At 58.2% G+C, this 19,989-nt stretch carries 17 protein-coding genes; 7 read left to right on the plus strand and 10 right to left on the minus strand.

Features of this window, described 5'->3' with window-relative positions; translation table 11 throughout:
- Window positions 1-55 precede the first annotated feature (55 nt).
- From lysA to TSACC_RS16220, 5 genes are all read right to left on the minus strand, one after another.
- Entirely contained in the window at window positions 56-1,342 is a 1,287-nt protein-coding gene (lysA, locus tag TSACC_RS16200) for a diaminopimelate decarboxylase (RefSeq protein WP_075080263.1), read from the minus strand.
- Between the two features lie 165 nt (window positions 1,343-1,507).
- Window positions 1,508-1,948, minus strand: a complete 441-nt coding sequence (locus TSACC_RS16205) for a hypothetical protein (protein ID WP_075080264.1) — start codon at window positions 1,946-1,948, stop codon at window positions 1,508-1,510.
- Between the two features lie 96 nt (window positions 1,949-2,044).
- Window positions 2,045-3,040 (minus strand): alpha-E domain-containing protein, encoded by a 996-nt coding sequence (locus TSACC_RS16210; protein ID WP_075080265.1) that lies wholly within the window; start codon window positions 3,038-3,040, stop codon window positions 2,045-2,047.
- A 3-nt stretch (window positions 3,041-3,043) separates the two neighbouring features.
- Window positions 3,044-4,495 carry a circularly permuted type 2 ATP-grasp protein gene (locus TSACC_RS16215; protein ID WP_075080266.1) on the minus strand — a complete coding sequence of 484 codons (1,452 nt, stop codon included), beginning with the start codon at window positions 4,493-4,495 and terminating at the stop codon, window positions 3,044-3,046.
- 242 nt (window positions 4,496-4,737) lie between these two features.
- Window positions 4,738-5,271 carry a GNAT family N-acetyltransferase gene (locus tag TSACC_RS16220; RefSeq protein WP_153811482.1) on the minus strand — a complete coding sequence of 178 codons (534 nt, stop codon included), beginning with the start codon at window positions 5,269-5,271 and terminating at the stop codon, window positions 4,738-4,740.
- 242 nt (window positions 5,272-5,513) lie between these two features.
- Here TSACC_RS16220 and mnmG point away from each other — a divergent pair, with 242 nt between their 5' ends.
- The 6 genes from mnmG to TSACC_RS16250 all read left to right on the plus strand — a co-directional run bounded on the left by mnmG (window position 5,514) and on the right by TSACC_RS16250 (window position 13,134).
- Window positions 5,514-7,397: a tRNA uridine-5-carboxymethylaminomethyl(34) synthesis enzyme MnmG gene (gene mnmG, locus TSACC_RS16225; protein WP_075080268.1), complete on the plus strand. Its 1,884-nt coding sequence runs from the start codon at window positions 5,514-5,516 to the stop codon at window positions 7,395-7,397.
- Between the two features lie 356 nt (window positions 7,398-7,753).
- Window positions 7,754-8,428 carry a hypothetical protein gene (locus TSACC_RS16230; protein WP_153811483.1) on the plus strand — a complete coding sequence of 225 codons (675 nt, stop codon included), beginning with the start codon at window positions 7,754-7,756 and terminating at the stop codon, window positions 8,426-8,428.
- A 173-nt stretch (window positions 8,429-8,601) separates the two neighbouring features.
- On the plus strand, window positions 8,602-9,282 hold the full coding sequence (locus TSACC_RS16235) for a hypothetical protein (RefSeq protein WP_075080270.1): 681 nt from the start codon (window positions 8,602-8,604) through the stop codon (window positions 9,280-9,282).
- Between the two features lie 199 nt (window positions 9,283-9,481).
- Window positions 9,482-11,200 (plus strand): right-handed parallel beta-helix repeat-containing protein, encoded by a 1,719-nt coding sequence (locus TSACC_RS16240; protein ID WP_075080271.1) that lies wholly within the window; start codon window positions 9,482-9,484, stop codon window positions 11,198-11,200.
- Between the two features lie 19 nt (window positions 11,201-11,219).
- Window positions 11,220-11,975, plus strand: coding sequence for a DUF1559 family PulG-like putative transporter (locus tag TSACC_RS16245; RefSeq protein WP_075080272.1), 756 nt, complete (start codon window positions 11,220-11,222; stop codon window positions 11,973-11,975).
- A 67-nt stretch (window positions 11,976-12,042) separates the two neighbouring features.
- Complete coding sequence (locus TSACC_RS16250) at window positions 12,043-13,134, plus strand: substrate-binding domain-containing protein (protein WP_075080273.1); 1,092 nt, start codon at window positions 12,043-12,045, stop codon at window positions 13,132-13,134.
- 433 nt (window positions 13,135-13,567) lie between these two features.
- Here the strand turns inward: TSACC_RS16250 and TSACC_RS16255 are convergent, their stop codons facing one another.
- Window positions 13,568-13,966, minus strand: a complete 399-nt coding sequence (locus tag TSACC_RS16255) for a hypothetical protein (RefSeq protein WP_075080274.1) — start codon at window positions 13,964-13,966, stop codon at window positions 13,568-13,570.
- Between the two features lie 28 nt (window positions 13,967-13,994).
- Window positions 13,995-14,489: a hypothetical protein gene (locus TSACC_RS16260; RefSeq protein ID WP_075080275.1), complete on the minus strand. Its 495-nt coding sequence runs from the start codon at window positions 14,487-14,489 to the stop codon at window positions 13,995-13,997.
- Between the two features lie 290 nt (window positions 14,490-14,779).
- Here TSACC_RS16260 and TSACC_RS16265 point away from each other — a divergent pair, with 290 nt between their 5' ends.
- Window positions 14,780-15,667, plus strand: a complete 888-nt coding sequence (locus TSACC_RS16265; protein ID WP_075080276.1) for a hypothetical protein — start codon at window positions 14,780-14,782, stop codon at window positions 15,665-15,667.
- Between the two features lie 57 nt (window positions 15,668-15,724).
- On the opposite strand, the gene TSACC_RS16270 is transcribed toward TSACC_RS16265, so the two are convergent.
- The 3 genes from TSACC_RS16270 to TSACC_RS16280 all read right to left on the minus strand — a co-directional run bounded on the left by TSACC_RS16270 (window position 15,725) and on the right by TSACC_RS16280 (window position 19,954).
- Window positions 15,725-18,154: a GH39 family glycosyl hydrolase gene (locus TSACC_RS16270; protein WP_075080277.1), complete on the minus strand. Its 2,430-nt coding sequence runs from the start codon at window positions 18,152-18,154 to the stop codon at window positions 15,725-15,727.
- Between the two features lie 140 nt (window positions 18,155-18,294).
- Window positions 18,295-18,789: a hypothetical protein gene (locus TSACC_RS16275; protein WP_075080278.1), complete on the minus strand. Its 495-nt coding sequence runs from the start codon at window positions 18,787-18,789 to the stop codon at window positions 18,295-18,297.
- A gap of 403 nt (window positions 18,790-19,192) precedes the next feature.
- Entirely contained in the window at window positions 19,193-19,954 is a 762-nt protein-coding gene (locus TSACC_RS16280; protein WP_075080279.1) for a bestrophin-like domain, read from the minus strand.
- Window positions 19,955-19,989: the final 35 nt, after the last annotated feature.

Here is a 19,989-nt window from a genome sequence, read left to right on the forward strand (position 1 = left end):
ACACGGCCCGCCGGGAAAATCCCTCGTCTCTGGCGTTATTGTTGGCGAGCTCCCGTTACGGAATCACCTCGCCTGCGATGAGATCGTCGAGCGTCTGGCGCTGGCGGATCACCGCGGATTTCCCGCCATCGACCAGCACCTCGGGCAGGAGCGGGCGCGAATTGTAGTTCGATGACATCACAAACCCATAGGCGCCCGAGCTCATGAGCGCGATGCGTTCGCCCTGGGCGAGCGTCGGCACCGTGCGGTCCTGGGCGAAGAAATCGCCGCTCTCGCAGACCGGACCTACGACATCCATCGGCTCGGGCTCGCTGGCGTTCTTCTTCAGCGGCACGATCTCGTGATAGCCCTCGTACAGCGCGGGACGGATGAGGTCGTTCATCGCCGCGTCGACGACGGTGAAGGTCTTGGCCGGGGTCTTCTTCACATACTGCACCGTGCTCAGGAGCACACCCGCGTTACCGACCATGAACCGGCCGGGTTCGAAAAGAATTCGCAAACCGAGCGGCTGGAGGATCGGCACGATCGCGGCGGCGTAGGCCTCCGGCGTGATGCGCTTCGGGTGGTCGACGAATTCCCACCAGGCGGGATCGCCGCTGGCCAGAGCCTCGTCATAGACGATGCCGACACCGCCGCCGATGCTGAAAAACTGGATCTTGTACGTGTCGCGCAAGTGCTCGACCAGCGGCACCAGCTTGGCCGCCGCCTCGGCGAAGGGCGCGGGGTCGAGAATTTGCGACCCGATATGCGTCTGCACACCGCGCAGGATGAGGTTGGGCAAGGTGGCCGCGTGAGCGTAAACCTCCGCCGCGCGGTCGAGACCGACGCCGAACTTGTTCTGGCTCTTGCCGGTCGAGATGTACTTGTGGGTGTTGGCGTCCACGTTGGGATTCACGCGCACGGCGACCGGGGCCTTCACGCCGAGGCGTCCCGCCACGTCATTGATGCGTTCGAGTTCCGGTTCGCTCTCGACGTTGAAGGAATACACGCCGGCTTGGATAGCGTATTCGATTTCCTGCTCCGTCTTGCCCACCCCGGCGAAGGTGCACTTGCCCGGATCGCCCCCCGCCTTTTGCACACGGAAGAGCTCGCCGCCGGAGACGATGTCAAACCCGGCTCCTTCCTTGCGCAGGAGGTCCAGGATGGCGAGGTTGGAGTTGGCCTTGACGGCGTAGCAGATGAGGTGGTCGAGCGGCTTGAGCGCCTCGTCGAGGCGGCGGAAATTCTGCCGGATCGTCTCACTGGAATACACATAGGCCGGAGTCCCGACCTCGTCGGCGATCTTCTCCAGGCTCACGCCCTCACAAAAGAGGGACTGGTCACGATACGAAAAGGAATGCACCGATGGAAAATGCGGTGGCCGCCCGCGCGTGTCAACGTTGGCGAAGTCGGAAGTTGGAAACCGGAAGTCGGAAGTTTTCGCCGCTTCGACTTTTCAGCATCATGTCCGCCATGGCCATTTTGAAGGACGGAACACCATCCCCCTAGAAATAGGGACCATTCGCCATCAGAGGAGAAGGACATCGGCAGATGCGGGATCGAACTCATCTTCCATGACTTCAAACCTGAGCGTGAATTCACTCTGAGGAGAGTAGTCTCGACCAACCGTTGCGCTTTCTCCAAGACTTATCGCGGGAACCCTCTTCTCGATCAGATCAGCCAGATTCGCCAACTGAGTGAGAGATCCCCAAATGCCGTCCCCTTTGATCAGAGCTTCGTTCCAGGTGACGATTTTCAGATACCCGTATGGTCCGTAATGGCGATGCTCGGAGATTCGGGAATTCCTGGGATTTGCAGCGTACTCCCGCAGCAGGCGGGGGAAATTCCGTAATCCGCGCTGGGAACCCACAAACCTCCAGGTCTTGTCCGCCTTCAGCACTTCGTAAAAGAAGCCGAGTTGCCTCCACTCGGTTGCAGTCTGGCGATTGGTTTCGGGAGACGGAGACATGCCTGCTAAAGGGTGTCTAGATCAACGCCCGCATGATGAAATCGTTCAAACGTTCCCGCCGGGAGTGAAATCCCGGCGGAAGCTGAATGAACTTTCCTAGCTCTGGATTTGCACCTGGGTCTGCGCGCTCTCGTCCATCCAGTAGCAGTATGTTTTCGTCGCTGCGCCGGAGATTTCGTTGAGGCGGGCCTGGGTCTGGTCGAGGAACTGGTGGAGTCCCTGCTGAAAGACCGACTCGATGGTGGTGTAGCCGAGGTTGGACTTCAGCATGCCCGAGAGCCGTTCGGCTTCGTTGCTGAAGTGCGCCCCATCGCATCCGGAAATGCGGTGCAGCGCCGCGTCGACCTGATCCACGCAGAACCGGATCGAGCGAGGGAACTCATCATGCAGGATGAGGAACTCCGCGACCTGCCAACCCGAGACGTGGCCGACGTTGATCTTGAAGTACGCCTCCATCGCGCTGCACGACCGCAGCACGGCCATCCACTGTGTCACGTCGACATGACCGCCCACCTGCTCGCCGGAGGGCAGCAGGATGTGGTATTTGATGTCGAGCACACGGGTGGTGGAGTCGGCCCGCTCGAGGTATTTCCCGAGCTGGAGGAAATCCCACCCCTCGCCATGCGTCATCGTCGCATCCGTGGTTCCCTGGAACCCGTGCAGGATGTCGACCAGACGACGGTAGAAGTCGATCGGACTGTCTTGGAAATCATGCCGTCCGCCTCCATCGCGCAGATAGAGATACGTGCGGTTGAGCTGCTCCCACATCTCGCTGGAGATCTGCTCGCGCACGGTGCGGGCATTTTCGCGGGCGTTGCCGATGCACGAAACGATGGAGCTGGGGTTCTTTTTATCGAAGGTGACAAACTCCATCACAGCGTCGGCGGTGATGGTGTCGTAAGACTTGATGAAAAGCTCCTGGTCCTCCAGCGTGGCGAGCACAGGCTGCCAGTGGCGCTGAATCGCCTCGGGACTGGAATCCTCCAGATCGAGGAGCAGTTGCATGTTGACATCCAGGATGCGGGCGCTGGTCTCGGCTCGCTCAATGTAGCGGCTGAGCCAGTAACAGGAATCTGCGACGCGGCTTAGCATGACTTAATCCTCCTCCTCACCGTCGAGCACCCAGGTGTCCTTGCTGCCTCCGCCCTGGCTGGAATTCACCACCAGCGAACCCTTGCGCAGGGCCACTCGGGTGAGACCTCCGGGGATGATGCTCGTCTTCTCGCCCGAGATGATGTACGGGCGCAGGTCGATGTGCCGGCCCTCGACCGCACCGTCGCAGTAGGACGGCGAGCGCGAGAGGTTGATGACGGGCTGGGCGACATACCCGCGCGGATCGGCGATGATCGCAGCGCGGAACTTCTCGACCTGCTCCTTCGTGGCGTGCGGGCCGATGAGCATGCCGTAACCCCCGCTTTCGTTGGCGGCCTTGACCACCAGCTTCTCGAGGTTGTCCAGCACGTACTTTCGGTCGGTGTCGTCCGACGTGAGGTAGGTGTCGACATTCGGCAGGATCGGGTCCTCGCCGAGGTAAAATTTGATCATCCTGGGCACGTAGTAGTACGTCACCTTGTCATCGGCCACGCCGGTGCCGATGCTGTTGGCCAGCGCCACGTACCCTTTGCTGTACGCCTCGACGAGGCCGGGGACGCCGAGCACGGAATCCTTGCGGAACACGGTCGGATCGAGGAAATCGTCGTCGATGCGGCGGTAGATCACGTCGACCTGCTTGAGGCCCTTCGTGGTCTTCATGTAGACCCGCGAGTTTTGCACCACGAGGTCATTACCCGTCACGATCTCGATGCCCATCGAGCGGGCAAGGAAGGAATGCTCAAAGTACGCCGAGTTATAAATACCCGGCGTGAGCACGACCACGGTCGGGTCGGGATTGCCGCCCGGCGCGCAATAGCGCAGCGCCGCCAGCAGATCCTGCGCGTACCGGTCGACGGGACGCACCGCGTATTTGCTGAAAAGCTTGGGGAAGACGCGCTTCATCGCCTGGCGATTTTCCAGCACGTAGGAAACGCCGGAGGGACACCGGCCATTGTCTTCGAGAACGGTGTAGTTGCCCTGGCGGTCGCGGATGAGGTCGGTGCCGCAAACGTGAATGTAGATGTTGCGCGGCACGTCGAAGCCCATGAACTCGGGTCGGAAATGCTTCGCGCTGTTCACGATCTCAGAGGGAATGAGACCCTCCTTCACGATGCGCTGGTCGTGGTACACATCGTGCAGGAACATGTTCAGAGCCGTAAGGCGCTGCACGAGGCCACGCTCGACATGATCCCATTCCTTGCCCGGGATGATGCGGGGGATCAGGTCGAAGGGAAAAATCCGCTCCGTCCCCTCGTCGCCCGAATACACGGTAAAGGTGATGCCTTGATTCAGATACGACTTTTCCGCGAGCGCGCACTTGCGCTCAAACTCGTCCACTTCCATCTCCTGGAAGCGTTGATAGAGGAGATCGTAATGAGGCCGCACCTGCCCAGGTGCGGAGAACATCTCGTCAAAAAAGTCACCGACTTCGTAATCCTTGAACAGCCCTTTCATCAACTCGCAGTCCTTTAGTGCCACGGAAGCGGGTTTTTGCAAGTGCAAAGCAGGTTTCCGCTCATGCAACATTTTCCAGGCACACGCGGAGACGAGAGGGGAATACGTAACTCGTTCATCATGCGAGAATACTAGCAGTTCTCAGGCCATGATTCGAATAGCTGTCAAACCGGGGCCGAAAAGACGCGATTGCGCCGGAATTTCGACCCGCAGGGAAAGGAGAGAAACGCGCGAGCGGCGCCTCAGGCGGCAAGCTTCGGCGTGGCCTCAAACTCCGTCACCCACTCAGCGGACTTGCCGGCGAACTTCGGATAAAGGAAACGCGCCGCGATCGTCTTGATGCGCGTGATGCCGTAGGCCTTGCGCAGGCCTGCCTTGCGAAGACGCAGGAGCGATGCGCCGAGGAGTCCGCTTCCCATGCTGCGGCTACGGTACTCGTGGAGCACGCACGGGCCGGTGACGAGGTGATTTTCGGCGGTCTCGTCGAGGTTCAGCACAGAACAGCCAATGATACGGTTGCCGTATTGCAGGACGATGCAGGAGGGCGTCTCCTTGTCTTCAAAGGCCTTCTCAACCTGACCCGTGAGTTTGGCGAGGAGGGGCTTGTGAATATCCGCCCAACCCGTGTCCATAGAGAACGAGCTGGCAATAACCTTGAGGACGGCAGCCTCCTCTTCCTTGGTGGCGTCTCGCACCACCAAGGGAGAGGGGATTTCGTCTGCGTTCTGCGGGACTCCGGAGAGATCCCACTCAAATCTTAACCAATGTGAAGCCATGCAAATAAAAGCTACGATGCGTCGGAGTCCCGGCGGCATACCCACCAGACTCCTCCAAGCACCGCACTAGATAGGAACATGAAGGCCCAAAGATCCATGAAGGGCGGAGGGTGCCGCATTTACACGGCAAGTCAACAGAATTTCGTTTCTCCGATAGGCCTCTCAGTCCCAAACCCGAGAGAAAACCGCGCCCACCTCGTCATTGCGGCGGGCGGCAGAACCGTTACAGTGCTGCGCTGCCCATGAGCGACTTTGTCTATCCCAAGACGTACGACGTGATCGTCCTCGGAGCCGGCCATGCCGGGATCGAGGCCGCGCTCGCTGCGTCTCGGCTGGGATGCGAGACGCTCCTGCTCACGCAAAATGCCGACACGGTCGGCCAGATGTCGTGCAATCCCGCCATCGGCGGCCTCGCCAAGGGCCACATGGTCCGCGAGATCGACGCTCTCGGCGGCGTGATGGGTATCAACACCGACGCGACGGGCATCCAGTTCCGCATGCTCAATGCCCGCAAGGGCCCCAGCGTGCGCGCCCCCCGCGCCCAGGCCGACAAGAAGGCCTACCAGTTTCGCCTCAAGGCCATCCTCGAGCGACAGCCCCGGCTCGACCTAAAGCAGGGCAACGCCACCAGCCTCATCGCGGAGGATGGCGTCGTCACCGGCGTGGAGACGAATCTCGGGCTGCGCTTCAATGGCCGCTCGGTCGTCGTGACCACCGGCACCTTCATGCGCGGGCTGCTTCACGTAGGGCTACGTAATCAGACCGGAGGCCGTATGGGCGACACGGTCTCGACCCTGAGCGACAGCCTGCGCGACCTCGGGTTTGAAGTCGGGCGCTTCAAGACCGGCACGCCCTGCCGCCTGCTCGCCAAGAGCATCGACCTGACGAAATGCGAGCGCCAGGACGGCGACGAACCCTCCCCGGTCTTCAGCTACCTCGCCGACACCATCGAGCGCGGCCCGGATGACATTTTCACCCTCAATGGCTGGAAGGATGGCCGCCTCGATGTGCGCCAGATCCCGTGCTGGATCACGCACACGAATGAGACGACGCATGAAATCATTCGCGCCAATCTCGACAAATCGCCCCTCTACGCGGGCGTGATCGAGGGCGTCGGCCCCCGGTATTGCCCCAGCATCGAGGACAAGGTGGTGAAGTTCGCCGAAAAGGACGCCCACCAGCTCTTTCTGGAACCCGAGGGCCGCCAGACCGACGAGATTTACGTCAACGGCATCTCAACCAGCCTGCCCTTTGAAGTGCAGTACCGCTTCATCCGCAGTGTGCGCGGGCTGGAGAATGCCGAGATCCTGCGCCCCGGCTACGCGGTCGAGTACGACTACTGCCCGCCCACCCAGCTCCACACCACACTGGAGACGAAGCGCTTCAGCGGCCTGTACTTTGCCGGACAGATCAATGGCACCTCAGGCTACGAGGAAGCCGCCGCACAGGGCCTCATGGCCGGCGCAAATGCCGCACTGAAGGTCCTCGGCCAGCCCGCCTTTGTCCTGGGCCGCCACGAGGCCTACATCGGCGTGCTCATCGACGACCTCGTCACCCGCGGCACGCCGGAGCCGTACCGGATGTTCACCAGCCGCGCGGAGCACCGGCTCCTCCTGCGCCAGGACAATGCCGACCTCCGCCTCACCGGCAAAGCCATCGCCCTCGGCCTCGCCTGCCCCGAGCGCGCCCGTCGTTTCCAGCAGAAGACGGAGCAAATCTCCGCCCTCCGCGCCCTCGCCCTCACCACCCGGCTGGAAGGCGTCTCGCTGGAAACCTGGCTCAAACGCCCCGAAGGCGAACCCCACAAGCTCCCCGCCGATCTCTACTCGCAATTCCCCGCCGAGGTGTGGGACTGCGTGGAGATCGACATCAAGTACGAGGGCTACATCCGCCGCGAGGAGGACCGCATCGCCCGCACCGTCCGCCAAGAGGGAAAAACCATCCCCGCCGGTATCGACTACGCCGCCATCAATGGCCTCCGCGCCGAAGCCGTCCAGAAGCTCACCAAGATCCGCCCCGAGACCCTCGGCCAAGCTGCCCGCATCTCCGGCGTCACCCCCGCCGACGTCGCCCTCCTCAGCGTCTGGGTCGCGCGCGGCGATCTGTCCAAAGTGAGCGAGGGGTAGGAAAATGACCGCGATCAGAGCGGACTTTCCGTATCGGATCGTCTTCCCCGCAAGGCAGGAGTTTCGGCCCGGAAAGTTGTCGCTGTACACCCAGACCTCTGAACCGAGGGCTGAATACCGGCCATCCCCATGAAATCTCTCTCCACGCTCCTAGCTCGATAGAAATCGGAGAGATATCGTTGTCAGCAGTCAAGATTCTCTCTTGACACCAGGGAATTTCATTAGCTATCGCTTATAGCACATTTTGAGCTACAAGCGCATCCCCCAGCGATGAATTCCGATGGACAGTGATTTTTGGAAGGCATCTCCCGAGCGCACAATCAAGTCCCCCGCCCACTCCAGCCTGAACTGACATTATGAAGCTACTTGTATTAGCCACGCAAATCAGCGTCACCACACTATTGGTATTGGGTGGTGTAGAGTCCACCCGGGCGGAGGCGATAGTCGCAGATACGTTTGCACTCAATGCCTCAGGGCGAACTCCGGGGGCAGAACTGAATGGTTTGGCTGCGGAAACAGGATCCGATACATGGAACAGCAACGCGAGGTTTGGCCCGACGGGCGGCGTCACCGTGGGACAGTCTGGCGCGGATGCGTATGGATTAATTTCCCTTCCGGCGACCGAGACAACGCTCACGGTTGAAGCAGCCGTTGTCACAGCGACCTCGGGCTGGGTTTCGGTCGGCTTTCAAAAAAACAGCTCCAAATCAAACTGGTACGATCCCGCCAACAGCCTTCTGTTTGCATTGCTGGAACCCAATGGAAGGTGGCAACTCAAAAGCTCGGGAGCCACTCTGCTGGCTTCCGGGACATTGACGGATTTCGAGCCCGGCAACGTGTATAAACTGGAACTCAGATACAATCCCGCGTCCGGCACGGCCAGCGTGTTCATCAACGATATCAATGTCTCCGGCGAACGGGCGGCGCAATTGACCGATCTCATCGGATCGGCCGGATTCTTCTTCTACGGAAACGGCGCCGCCACGACCGCCGCTTCATTACGAGATTTCTCCGTCAGCTCCCTGCCTTGATCTTTTCTCGCTGCATCCAAAAAAAACACGCCCTTATTAAATAGCACATTTTGTGATATTTTAAATTATTGCAGACAAACCGAAAACCAAGACCACGAAAACCAATGAAAACCCACCCCCGAATTGTACGAACAGGAGTTTCGATGTTGCTGATACTTTGCAGTATCGGACTAATGCATGCCCAAACGCTGATATCGGACTCGTTTGATCTGAATGGAACGACCCGAACAGCAGGTGGAAACCTGAATGGACTGCCTCCCGAGGTTGGCTCCGGCACATGGTACAGCAACGCAAAGTTTGGAGCCGATGGAGGGGCGACCGTCGCAAACACTGGGGTTGATTCCTTCGGGTTGATTTCCTTCACCAATCCGGGGACCACGCTGACGGCACAAGCAAGCGTGATCACGGTGACGTCGGGCTGGATATCTGTCGGCTTCCAACACAGCAGCACAAACTCGAACTGGTTTGATTCCTCGAATAGCCTTCTCTTCGGTCTCCTGACTCCTACCGGCGGATGGCAGTTGAAAAACGGGGCGACGCTTGTCGCATCGGGAACGTTGTCCAACTTTACCAGCACAAATCCCTACACTCTTGAGCTGGTATACAATCCTACGACGGCCATCGCCGGCTTGCTCATCAACGGTATCAATGTGTCGGGAAACCGGTCCGTGACGTTATCGAAATCGATAGGTTCCTCCGGATTCTTCATCTATGGGAACGGCTCCGCCACGACCAGCGCTCTGGCCACGGATTTCTCCGTTGTCGCCGTGCCCGAACCTTCTCCGAAGCTCCTCGTTATGATGGGTCTGCTATTGGGAATGCTCATTTTGCGGAGAGGCAGCTTCCGGAGCTAGACCTGCCGATTACGGAACCCGGTCGATTTTCCTGGAAGGAAGGACTCTGGGTGAAGCGTCCGGTCGGACAAATAAATCGAAAGGGAGATACTGTATGAAGAGGAGATTTGCCGCGGCATGCCTGTCGCCAGTGCTATTACTCGTCCTGTCGGCGTGCGGAGATAAGCAAAATCCACGATTTCATGCTGCTGACCCCCAGATGAACGCCGTGGAGCTGCAGTCCTACATTTCCGAGGCCTATCGGGCGGGGCAGAAGCGAGTCGTAATTCCGCGTGGCGAGTACAGGCTGGCCAAACTTCCTGATGATGAAGCGTGTCTCTTCTTTAGGGGACTCGAGGACTTCGAGATCGACGCCACGAATGTGACGTTCCTCATTTGCGGAAAGGCTCAGAGCATCCGGCTGGAGCGGTGCCGGAATGTTACCTTGAAAGGTGGAGTATTTCGGCATGAGATCCCCCCTTTTTCCCAAGGTCGCATCGAGCATGTTGATCAGGGGCGCAGGTGGTTTGATGTGAGAATTGACACGGGCTACCTGCAGGACATCGATAACCCGCAGTATTTTTTCCGTCCGGGAACGCCTAAATTTGTCAACATATTCGACCCAAATACCCGTGAACTAAAGCCCGGCCTGGATGATTTGTTCTTCTCCGAGGTGCAGAGAATCAAGGCCGGGTGGTTCCGGTTCGTTTTCGCAAAGCCTCTGGCCCAGAGATTCCAGATTAAGGAGGGGGATCTAGCCAGCTGGCGGGGAGTCGTGGCGCCGGATCTGTTCCTTATCGAGTGCGAGGGATTGCAGGTAACTGACATGGTGATCCAGAGCGGATCGGGCTTTGTGATCTATGAAGCCGGAGGCAATGGCGGCAATGTTTACCGCCGATGCCGCATCGAGCGCGGACCCGCCCCCAAAGGCGGCACGGAACGTCCGCTTTTTTCCGCAAATGCCGATGGATTTCACAGCGTCAGCGTGAGACGGGGACCCCAGCTGGTAGATTGCCGGTTCGAGCATATGAATGACGACTGCATAGCGATTCATGGGGTATCCTATCTGGTACTCGAGGCCGATGATAGGACACTGACCGTGGCGGCGGCTCCACAGTCGCATCCTTACTATAGCGAGGCGGGAGATACTCTGCGTATCTATGACGAGAATGGCGCTTCCGTGGATGAGTCAAAAATCATCTCCATCACCCCGTCGCCCGGCTACAAGATCACTCAGGATCTGAGTTCGTTCAGTCAATATGAGAACGAACGGAAGTCCGGCACACTCAAGGTATACACGGTGGTGCTGGACAAGGCTTGTCCAGCGCGTTTCCCGTGGTTTGCCGTAAATGCGGACACTCAGGGCAGCGGATTCGCCATTCGTAACTGCCGGGTAGGATTCAATCGCCCCAGAGGGATGCTGATTCAGGCCGGAGACGGGATCATCGAGGGCTGCACCGTGGAAGGCAGCGCGATCGGCGGGATCATCGTTGCTCCCGACATGCACTTCTGGGCCGAGGGAGATTATGCCCGCAACCTGATGATCCGGGACAACGTGCTGAGAAATGTGGGGATATGGACGCAGATCGGAGCTGTCAATATCAGTTGCTGGTGGGGTCGCGGATATGATCGTTTCACGCCGGCCGGAGGCCATCAGAATGTCACCGTCTCCGGAAACATCTTTGAGAACAATGACGGTCTGAACGTATTGGTGTCATCCGCCACAAATGTTTCGATCACAAACAACCGATTTATCTCCCCAGGAAAAAACCTTGAACCCTACCCTTTCAATGCCCCGGAAGGAGCCCTGGGATGGATCGTAAATAGCCGCAATATTACAGTGGAAGGCAATGCAATCATCAATCCGGGGGCGTACCTGAAGTCCGAGTTCGTTTTCTCTCCGCCACCGGCCAATCCTCCCATGAACCATGAGCAATAGAGCTGATATTGCCCCATCCATGCGGCTCTCCTCCGGGGCGTTTACCCTTGCGGAGTTGCTGGTCGTCATCGCTCTCGTCGGCGTGATTGCTTCCCTCCTGATATCAAGCCTGCAAAAGTACCGGAAGACTGCCAATGCCGCGCAATGCATCAACAACATGCGCACGATCGCGGGTGGCGTCATCATGTATACAGGGGACAATGAAGGACGGTTCCCTCCCTATATCACAGCCGCCAATGGTCAGCCCTGGAGCATGTATCGATCCTGGGATTACGTCATCAAACCCTATCTGGAGATGGCCTCCGAGCGCCCGGGCAAGTTGTTCAAATGCCCATCGGACCCGCGACCATATATCGACGCCAACGGAAACTACGCGCGGAGCTACTCGTTGAGCGCGTTTTACACCTCGACCAGCAGCTGGCCTCCTCCGGGCAGCGGCCTTATCTCCATCGACACCAGCGAGGGCGTGCCGACGCCGGTGCGCAGGATCGCACAAGTATCCCGGCCCACCAAATGCATCATGTTGTCAGAATGGTGCTCTGATCCCAACGGGCAGACTCTCGCCAATTACCAAAATCAACTGCCATACAGCGCCCTGACCAGCATCTGGATATGGAAGGGGCAGGAACCCGTTCTCTCAAACAAGAAGACCATCCATGACCCCATGATCAACTATGCTTTTGTCGACGGACACGTGGAAGCCTTGCGACTTTCCGATATCACGGATAATTTTTCTATATCGGGTAATACTCTGTGGACGGCGGTCACCCAGTAAAAAGCCTCCGTACGCAGACATGGAACAATCACACAGAAAATGACGTCTGTCACAGCATGCTCGGCAAATGATGCAAACATGGCCCCAACAGCCTCAGTATAAAAAGGTCGCGGAGGTTCTGCGAGAGCGAATCCTGCATGGGGATTACATAGTCAACGAGATCCCATCGCTGCGCAGACTCGCCTCCAAAATGGGCGTGAGCCATATCGTCGCACGCAAGGCGGTGGAGGCGCTCATCAAAGACGATCTGCTGGTCCAGTATCCGAATGGTCGACTGATGCCCAAGGTGCCTCGTCATCGGGCCGGACGCGAGGGGTTGCGCGTGGCTTTTCTCGCTCCGGCCTTTGATTCGCAATACATGTCCATGGTGCGACTCGGCGCCCAGATCGTCGCTGCCGAAAGCAGCTCCTTATTGCGCCCGATGGATTATGTCCATTGGAATGATCTCGTCATTGAGGAAGCGCTGAACAGCTTCGATGGCGTCATTCTCCTGGCCTCGACGGAGGAAATCCCTCCCAATGTGCTGGACGCTTTATCCGAGGCGTCGACATGCTTGATGACCGTGGATTACGACCTGACGGCCAGGGGCATTCCGTGTCTTTCCCTGTTTCGCGCCTCAAATATCCGGCACCTTCTGGACCATCTACAGTCTCTCGGACATCATCATGTGGATTGCCTCAACACCCAGCCCATTTGCCAGGAAACGGCAGCCCGGATCGAGTTTTGGCGACAGGGGACGCAGGAGCGGAAAATGCAGGGCAGCCTGATCAACGATCCGGTTCGGTCCTATGAACGGCCCATCGTTCGCGCTTATGAGGTCGTAAGCCGGCGACTGGATAACGGTGAAACGTTCGGCACGGCCGTCTTCTGTCCCAATGAATCCACAGCCAATGGTGCGATGAGGGCATTCTCGGAACATGGGCTTGAGGTTGGCAGGGACATCTCAGTCTGCGCCGTAGGAGATTTCGGCGGAGCGAGATACTCAACACCATCTCTCACGTCTTTGCAGATGCCCGATGTTGCCGCGCTGCTGCGGCCCTGCTTCGAATGGATAAAGTCGAAAAAACAAAAATGGTCAGGCCCATTGCTGGTTAAACCGCAAGAAACCGTTCTCTTTATAGGGGAATCCACCGGCAAGGCGTTCAGCTCCGGCAATTGAGTGGCAGGAACTACCGGATTCTGTCAGCAATCCCTGACCAAACCCCGAAGCTCCCCTCGACCCCGCTCGCGCTCGGAGAGATGACCGATCAATAATCCGCATCAGTTATGGCTGACCCTCTCCCAAGACGCTTCGCCACACCAAAATAGCGATCGGAGTTATCAAAGCCGCCCACATTGCCGGAATCAGTGCCAGGAGATCCGGTCGAATGTTATACCCCGCCGAATAAGCATGAAGATTCCACCAGCTCGCTCCCTCCACAGGCAGGCACTCGCGGCAAGCGAGCCCCAATCGTAAGGCGTCGATCCCGCACGGAGACAAAGTAGCCCGAGTCCCGCCAGCACCACAACCAGCGGACCTAACAGTGCGCCCCACATAGTCATGGTTACAACATTCTGCCTTCTCGCCGCTAGCAGAAGCTCCGGTTCCCAACTTACGGCGTATCGTGTTTACCTTCTGCCAACTGTTGCAAACGTGCTCCCAGCAGCAGTTGCATCCTGAGAATATCCTTCGATTCCTCCGGGCTGGTCGCTCTCTTCATCTTGTCGGAGAGAATATGCAGCGCGTACCAGATCCGCATTTTCTCAGGAGCGTCTTTCAGCATGAAATCTCGCAGTTCCTTGTCCGCGCGATCAGCCACCGAAAGCACCTCGTTATCCACTGCTGACAACGGCACCAGGGTACCGTCCGGCAGACGAGCGCCGGCAATCCCGACTACATGACCGAAATTGACGGAACCCGAGATAATCCGTGCCGCCAGCACGTCCGCCGACTCCCCGGCCAGGCACATTCCCGTCGCGAGCCATAGAGCCCAAACAAGGAGTCTTTTCATGCATCCAGAGGCTCGAACGAAAGAAGCCTCATTTCTTCGAAACCTTCAGCACAAAGCCGCGCTTGTAGGTCGAGGGATCGTATTCCGCGCCGTCAGGCTTGCGGCCATCGAGGTCGACAAACAGGGGATAGACCCCCTCGGATATGGTTTCCGGCAATGGCGGATTGAATGTCGCTTTAAATCGCCGCCCGCTGGTCGAGATGGTCATGGTTCCGCCGGTTTGGCTGGAAACGCTGATCTTGTAATTTTCGCCCTCTGGTCCGGCCAGGATGACGAAGTTTCCCGTCGGATCTTTCGACCAATCAATCTGATTGGCAAAGAGTCCTTCGCCAACATTGCCACCCTCGATGGGGCAGATATCGAGCGTGTAGGTCCCCGGCGGCAAGGCCACGCGTGTCGACCAGCCGTGCACATCCAGAAAGGAAGCCAGCTCCGCCGTCGTGATTTCATGGGCATTCACCCCGGAGACGACTCCCGCCAGACCAACCAGAGCGGCGCAGACCGGAGAAATAAAGTTTCGCATGATGTTTCGTCAGCTTTGCTTAGTCGTATCAGAACGGCTCACCAATGTCCGCGCATTTCGCGTTCGACTTCCCGTGTTGGGGATTTTTGCACTGCTTCTTTTGAGCCGATTGCGCTTAACTTTAAGATCGTTCTCCAGAACACACCGCAACACTGAATCATTCACCGGAAACAGAGCCGCGTTTGCATACTGTCTCTTCTCCGTTTATTTCCCGGGACCCAGAGCCGCACACGCTCTGACCGGCAAACTCCTCATCCATCTCCAAACCAAACTCCCAGAATAACTTGGCCATGAAGACTTCCCTCCTTCTCACCGCGTCGCTCCTCGCTGGCGGACACGTCCTGGCTGGTCGAGACCCCGGTTCTCTGACGGAAATCGCAAAGCTGAAGGCTGCGCTTCAGGCCGTCCCTGCCATCACAGCAGTCTCCTCGACGACCTACGAAATGTTTCCAGGCTATTACGTAGTGAACCGTGTCACACCCCAGGAGTGCCCGGGACACACCATAAAAAAGAGAGTGGTTTTTTCCGGGTCCATGTTTCGGGTGGAAACAAACATGGTTTCAAAAAATGGCGACCTCCTGATGGACGACGAACTCGCGTACAACAATCGCACCACCCAGAGGCTGGATCGCATGCGGAGACTTACCTCCACCTGGCAAACGCCTAATGAAGTCTTTGATTCTAGCCCGTCTGCAATGGATCAATTTGCCTTCCTCGCGGGCTTCGTCCCCGGCAGACCGCTTTCGATCAAGCTGGAGGATTTGAAATCCGACGCTGTGTGGAACCAGTTGATGGCCAGGGCGCGCTTTCTCGGCCCTCGCAAGGTAGCGGGCCAGGATGTCGTGCGGTTTGAGATCCGCGATGCGTTTGATCCGATAGGAAACATTTCCTGCCGCTATGAAGTCGACTTGTCCCCGGCGCATGGGTATTTCCCGCTCCGATGGGCTGCATTTACCACACATGGCCAGTGTTTTTGGGAGTATCGGGTGACAGAGTTTGGCCAGGCTTCCCACGGGAATGCTTCCTATTTTTATCCCCTCAAGGCGGAAGGACGACAGCCCGGCGTGAATGGGCAACGGGATAATCCGCTTTTTACCTTCACCGGGAGTTCCGAGCTGTTCCAGATTGATCCCGTGTCCGAAGACCTCTTCACCATCAAGCCATCACCCGTCCGATAAATCCCAAAATGGAGACGAAATAGAGTTTCCCCAAACTCCGCCGGGAAAACGGCTCCATTATTTCGGAACGGGAATCTGCTCAAAGGTCACGTATGGCGCGAAGTTCACCGACTTGTTGGCGACGAGACCGGGAGCCAGTTGCAGAGCGTGCGCACGCACGACGCCGTCATTATCGTTAACGGCAAGGTTCAGACGGAATCCATCGCGCATGATCTGATCCGTCAGACCGAGTTCCTTGCGGGGCATGCGGACAGTGTACACCCGGCTCTCGCCTCGCTTTTCCACGTCGACGCGAATCTTGTCGGAGCAATCCTGCCACCCCGAGGGAGTCGCCCATGAGGCAACGAGAGGACGCCCCTGATTGTCCTCGGAGAAGCCAAGTTCCCAACTGCCCTTTTGCTCGGGCAGGACGAGCACGCACTGGACACTGTCACCCCTCCACATGTCGGCCGCCGCGCCTTCTTGGAAGTGCTTGTCGTCCGTAACTGCGATTTTCATGACGAGATCATCCGTCTCAGCCCTGAGCCAGACTTGGGCGCTCAGGTCGGAGGCATCCTTCCACCGATGCGCAACCATGTGGGGATCGGCCTCGATGAAGGACACAAGCTGATCGCGGCGGTCGAGCGTGATGTCGGGCGCACGGCCGGTGGCATCCGCCGGTACCGAGATCGTTCCATAATGGACGGGAATGAGAATACGCCCCGAGTACGGCAGGCCGGAGAAGGCGTAATTCACCCGCAGCTTTCCATCGCGGCCAAACTGATAGTTTTCACCCTCTGGCAGCTTCACAACGACGGTCGAGAGAGCCCGGCTTCCCGCCGGAATGGACAGCTCCGGCGCAGCGGATCGCCGCACCGACATAGTACCCGGCACAGCCCAGTCGGTCTTTACGGTAACAGGGTTTTGCGAAGGGTTGAAAAACTCGCACTCCACAGCAACCTCCGCTCCAGGCCTGCCAAAGAAGGCACGGGGCGGACCAGCAAGGCGGCCCACCACCTCAATGGTCTGAGCGCCCTCGGCCAGGAGATACTGCGGCGTACGCCCAGAACTCACCACGGCAAGATCTCCGGCGAGCGAGAGCGGGAATGAGTTGCCATTGATGTCGACGAGGCTCGCTCGCGCTGCTCCCGGCATGCGGAGGAGGATCTGCTCATTCTGGCTGCCATCGTCTTCGTTCCAAAAAACGAGTAGTTTTTCCGCGTTGTCGCCATGCAGGAAGAACCAGCGATTCTCCCCGGCGTCGAGCTGCCTCAGGTACGGGCGCGGCACCATTAGCCGGGCGAGCGTATTGAAGGCGATATAGGCGGGCTTTGGCTCCATGGCTCGCGTAAGGAGGCCGAAGTGGTGCTCCGGATCGGTGGGATCGACACCATCATTGCGCAAGTCGTACCAGAAATACCCGACAGCTCCTCGCGCCCGGGCAAATGTTGCCTTCTTCACGAGAGCCTCCGCCTGAGCCTTTTCGGTTCCGTAAAGTGAATGCTCCGCAGTTTCATTGAAGATGATAGGCGGGACGGGGGCGGGAAGCTTTGCCCGGAAGTCCGCATAAACCCCATCGACCACCTGGGCAAAACGATCAAAGGGGCCATGCTCATGCACCGCATGCATATCCATCTGCGGGCCGAGGGTCATCATCGCTCGCTCCTGCAAGTCGGGGTTCTTTTTGCGAGACGGATGATTGAGGAGCGTGGCAAATCCACCGCTCATCACCACATTTTCCGGGTCGACTGCCTTTAGCTCCTCGCGAGCAGCGCGGAAGAGCGAAAGATATTCCTCGGTCGTTCCCCGCCAGAAGCCCTCGAGGTCAGGTTCATTCCAGATCTCCCAGAGATGAATGCGCCCGCGGAATCTCTCGGCATAGGCCTTTACAAATGTCCGCCATGCCTGCATGTCGGGAGCGGCACGGTTCCAATCCAGCCAGTCCGCGCTCTTCTGTTTCTCGGGAGGAGCCGCCCACCGGGTCGTATAGGCCAGCAGGATCTCGATCTGCATATGCTGCTTTTCGGCGGCCGTGACGATCTCGTCGATCACCTCCCATTTCCACTGCTCGGCGGAATCCGGCTGAATGCTTTCCCAGCCCACGCCGTTTCTCATCACCTTGCAGCCGATGAATCCAGCCGAGGCGATTTCTCTCTGCCGTTCCTCGGAGGAGACGCGGGAGGAATGCGCGCAGACGCCCAGCAGGAAATCCGGCTTCGTGTCATTGGGGCCTGCCGGTTCCAGATAGCCGAAGAGGACTTTCTTTTTCACCTCACCATCGGCCGTCCCCGTCACTGCATATTCCACACTCCACGCCCCCATCTCACGTCCCTGCAGGGACCAGGGGATCCTGGTTTCCTCGCCAGAGGAAAGCGACACGCGCTGTCGCACCTTTTCCTCAACACCCGAGGGAGAAACGAATCTGGCCGAAAACTCCGTGTCAACGGCTCCCGGTCCTTCGTTTTTCACGAGGAAGCCAAAGTCACCAGCCGTTGCCGGGGTAACCACCGGCCAATCCCTATCCCATGGGATTGAAACTCTCAAAGAGGCGTTGAGGGTTCCCGCCATAAGTAAACCAAGGAGAAACCCGGCAAGTGGAACGAAGCGCATTCCCTTCATAAAACGATACATAGGATCGACCAACGAGATTAGTCCGACACCCTAGTCGCCGAAATGTCGTCAAAGAGAAGAGTACCGCCATCGGTCTTCCAGTCCTTTAAACCGGCGCCAAACCCCAGAAACCTGACCGGGAAATCCATGGCACCATCAACCCTCTCACCCCAGGATTTGGAGCCGTCCGGGAGTGGTGCATTCGTATCGACACGCCACTTAAGCTCCGTCCAGCCCGGTTCTCCCGCATTCACAATCGGCGTCGTATACTGAAAGGTCTCATTGCCGGAGTCGACGACCCGGATGGCAAGCGCCTGGATCTCCGGCGGACACTGCTCAACATTCACCTTTGCCGTGATCTCGTAAATTCCCGGCTCTCGGAACAAAATCGCTCCCGGCGTGGCGAGATTTGCTGCCACATGGCTGCCGGAATGCGCCTCCCAGGAAAGCTTCATCACGTGATTTCCCGCCTTCGCCGCATCCTCCACAATCTCGCACTTCGTCTCCTCCACGGCGTTCCCCTCGACCGCCACCGCTGGGCCCGATTCAAAATCCTCTGGAAGCTCCTGTGCAAACGCCGCTCCTGAACAAAGCACGGTGGATAACAAGGCCAATCTGAAAGAAGATCGGCTCCAGGCACGGCAGCACGGAATAAAACAAAACGGTGTTTTCATAATAAGGGGAAAAAGAAACTCGGGGGCCGGCCGGCTCATGCGACGTCACGGCGCCACCAAACCACCTCGCTTCATCGGATGAAGGATGGTCCCTCCGCCCCGCGGGTTCAACTCAAACGCCGGATCATCGACACAAAGTGTATCTATACGCTTTTCACTGGAGGCAACGGCCCATCTCTCCAAGCCGCCCGCCACTTTTCAAGACATTCCGAGGGAGAATCGATCCTTGCGTAGTGTCAACCTCCGTTCCCCACCCTCAAGGTTAGCGCCCCAGATGCTGAAGAGCATTGCGCCATGGCATGCTGGAAACCCGTACAAGGCCATCAAACGGATGATTCAGCTCCAGCACGAGATAAATAGCCACCGAGATCGCGCATGCACCGACAAACATCACGGTGATCGCGGTCATATTGCGCGGAGCAAAGAGGCCAAAGCTGATGAAAAGGAGTGTGAGCCAAAAGACAAGAATGACCACCAGGGGGTGGGGTAGGATGTTGTGCGTTTCTTCAATCATCAGCCACCGCGACTGGGCAAGACTTGCGGAAATCTGCTGAGCTTGGGAAAACATGCCTCGATGGGCATCGGTATCTGGTTCGATGGCGTTCAGCTTGTCCTGAACGCTTTCCATCGCATTCTTGCGCTCAACAGCCTGGAGGCCCGGTTCTCCGATCTTTTCGTCGGGCCATACGGCATTGATATCGGACGCAACGGTGCAGCGCAATTGTTCACGGACGGGCCCGGTCTCCGGGCCATATCGAGCCAGAGTGCGGTCGAGGAAAATGATATTGGCGCTCGCCTGCACGATGCCGGTGTTGATTGCGTCGAATGAGCTTTTTGCCGAGCTGACCAAAAGTCCAAGCACCAGCGCCGTCAGCGTGGCTACGATACCAGCGCATAATTTGACGAGATCCTGCGTCTCTTTCGAGAGGTGATGATCGGGCAGCATATATTGCAGCCTCATGCCAAGCAGAGCGCCCCCGAATATGGAGATCACACTGAGTACGCCGACAAGATAGGGATTCATTGGAACGTGGAGCACGCCATCTACCGTTCCCGCTT

Origin of the sequence: Terrimicrobium sacchariphilum, from assembly GCF_001613545.1 — a bacterium.
GTDB classification, from domain to species: Bacteria; Verrucomicrobiota; Verrucomicrobiia; order Chthoniobacterales; family Terrimicrobiaceae; genus Terrimicrobium; species Terrimicrobium sacchariphilum.

Excerpts from the sequence above, each read along its gene's own strand:
- TSACC_RS16260 (WP_075080275.1), bottom strand. The coding sequence starts at position 14,489 with ATGCGAAACTTTATTTCTCCGGTCTGCGCCGCTCTGGTTGGTCTGGCG.
- TSACC_RS16240 (WP_075080271.1), top strand. The coding sequence starts at position 9,482 with ATGAACGCCGTGGAGCTGCAGTCCTACATTTCCGAGGCCTATCGGGCG.
- mnmG (WP_075080268.1), top strand. The coding sequence starts at position 5,514 with ATGAGCGACTTTGTCTATCCCAAGACGTACGACGTGATCGTCCTCGGA.
- TSACC_RS16265 (WP_075080276.1), top strand. The coding sequence starts at position 14,780 with ATGAAGACTTCCCTCCTTCTCACCGCGTCGCTCCTCGCTGGCGGACAC.
- TSACC_RS16255 (WP_075080274.1), bottom strand. The coding sequence starts at position 13,966 with ATGAAAAGACTCCTTGTTTGGGCTCTATGGCTCGCGACGGGAATGTGC.
- TSACC_RS16245 (WP_075080272.1), top strand. The coding sequence starts at position 11,220 with ATGCGGCTCTCCTCCGGGGCGTTTACCCTTGCGGAGTTGCTGGTCGTC.
- TSACC_RS16205 (WP_075080264.1), bottom strand. The coding sequence starts at position 1,948 with ATGTCTCCGTCTCCCGAAACCAATCGCCAGACTGCAACCGAGTGGAGG.
- TSACC_RS16280 (WP_075080279.1), bottom strand. The coding sequence starts at position 19,954 with ATGAATCCCTATCTTGTCGGCGTACTCAGTGTGATCTCCATATTCGGG.
- TSACC_RS16220 (WP_153811482.1), bottom strand. The coding sequence starts at position 5,271 with ATGGCTTCACATTGGTTAAGATTTGAGTGGGATCTCTCCGGAGTCCCG.
- TSACC_RS16210 (WP_075080265.1), bottom strand. The coding sequence starts at position 3,040 with ATGCTAAGCCGCGTCGCAGATTCCTGTTACTGGCTCAGCCGCTACATT.
- TSACC_RS16215 (WP_075080266.1), bottom strand. The coding sequence starts at position 4,495 with ATGAAAGGGCTGTTCAAGGATTACGAAGTCGGTGACTTTTTTGACGAG.
- TSACC_RS16250 (WP_075080273.1), top strand. The coding sequence starts at position 12,043 with ATGATGCAAACATGGCCCCAACAGCCTCAGTATAAAAAGGTCGCGGAG.
- TSACC_RS16235 (WP_075080270.1), top strand. The coding sequence starts at position 8,602 with ATGCATGCCCAAACGCTGATATCGGACTCGTTTGATCTGAATGGAACG.
- TSACC_RS16230 (WP_153811483.1), top strand. The coding sequence starts at position 7,754 with ATGAAGCTACTTGTATTAGCCACGCAAATCAGCGTCACCACACTATTG.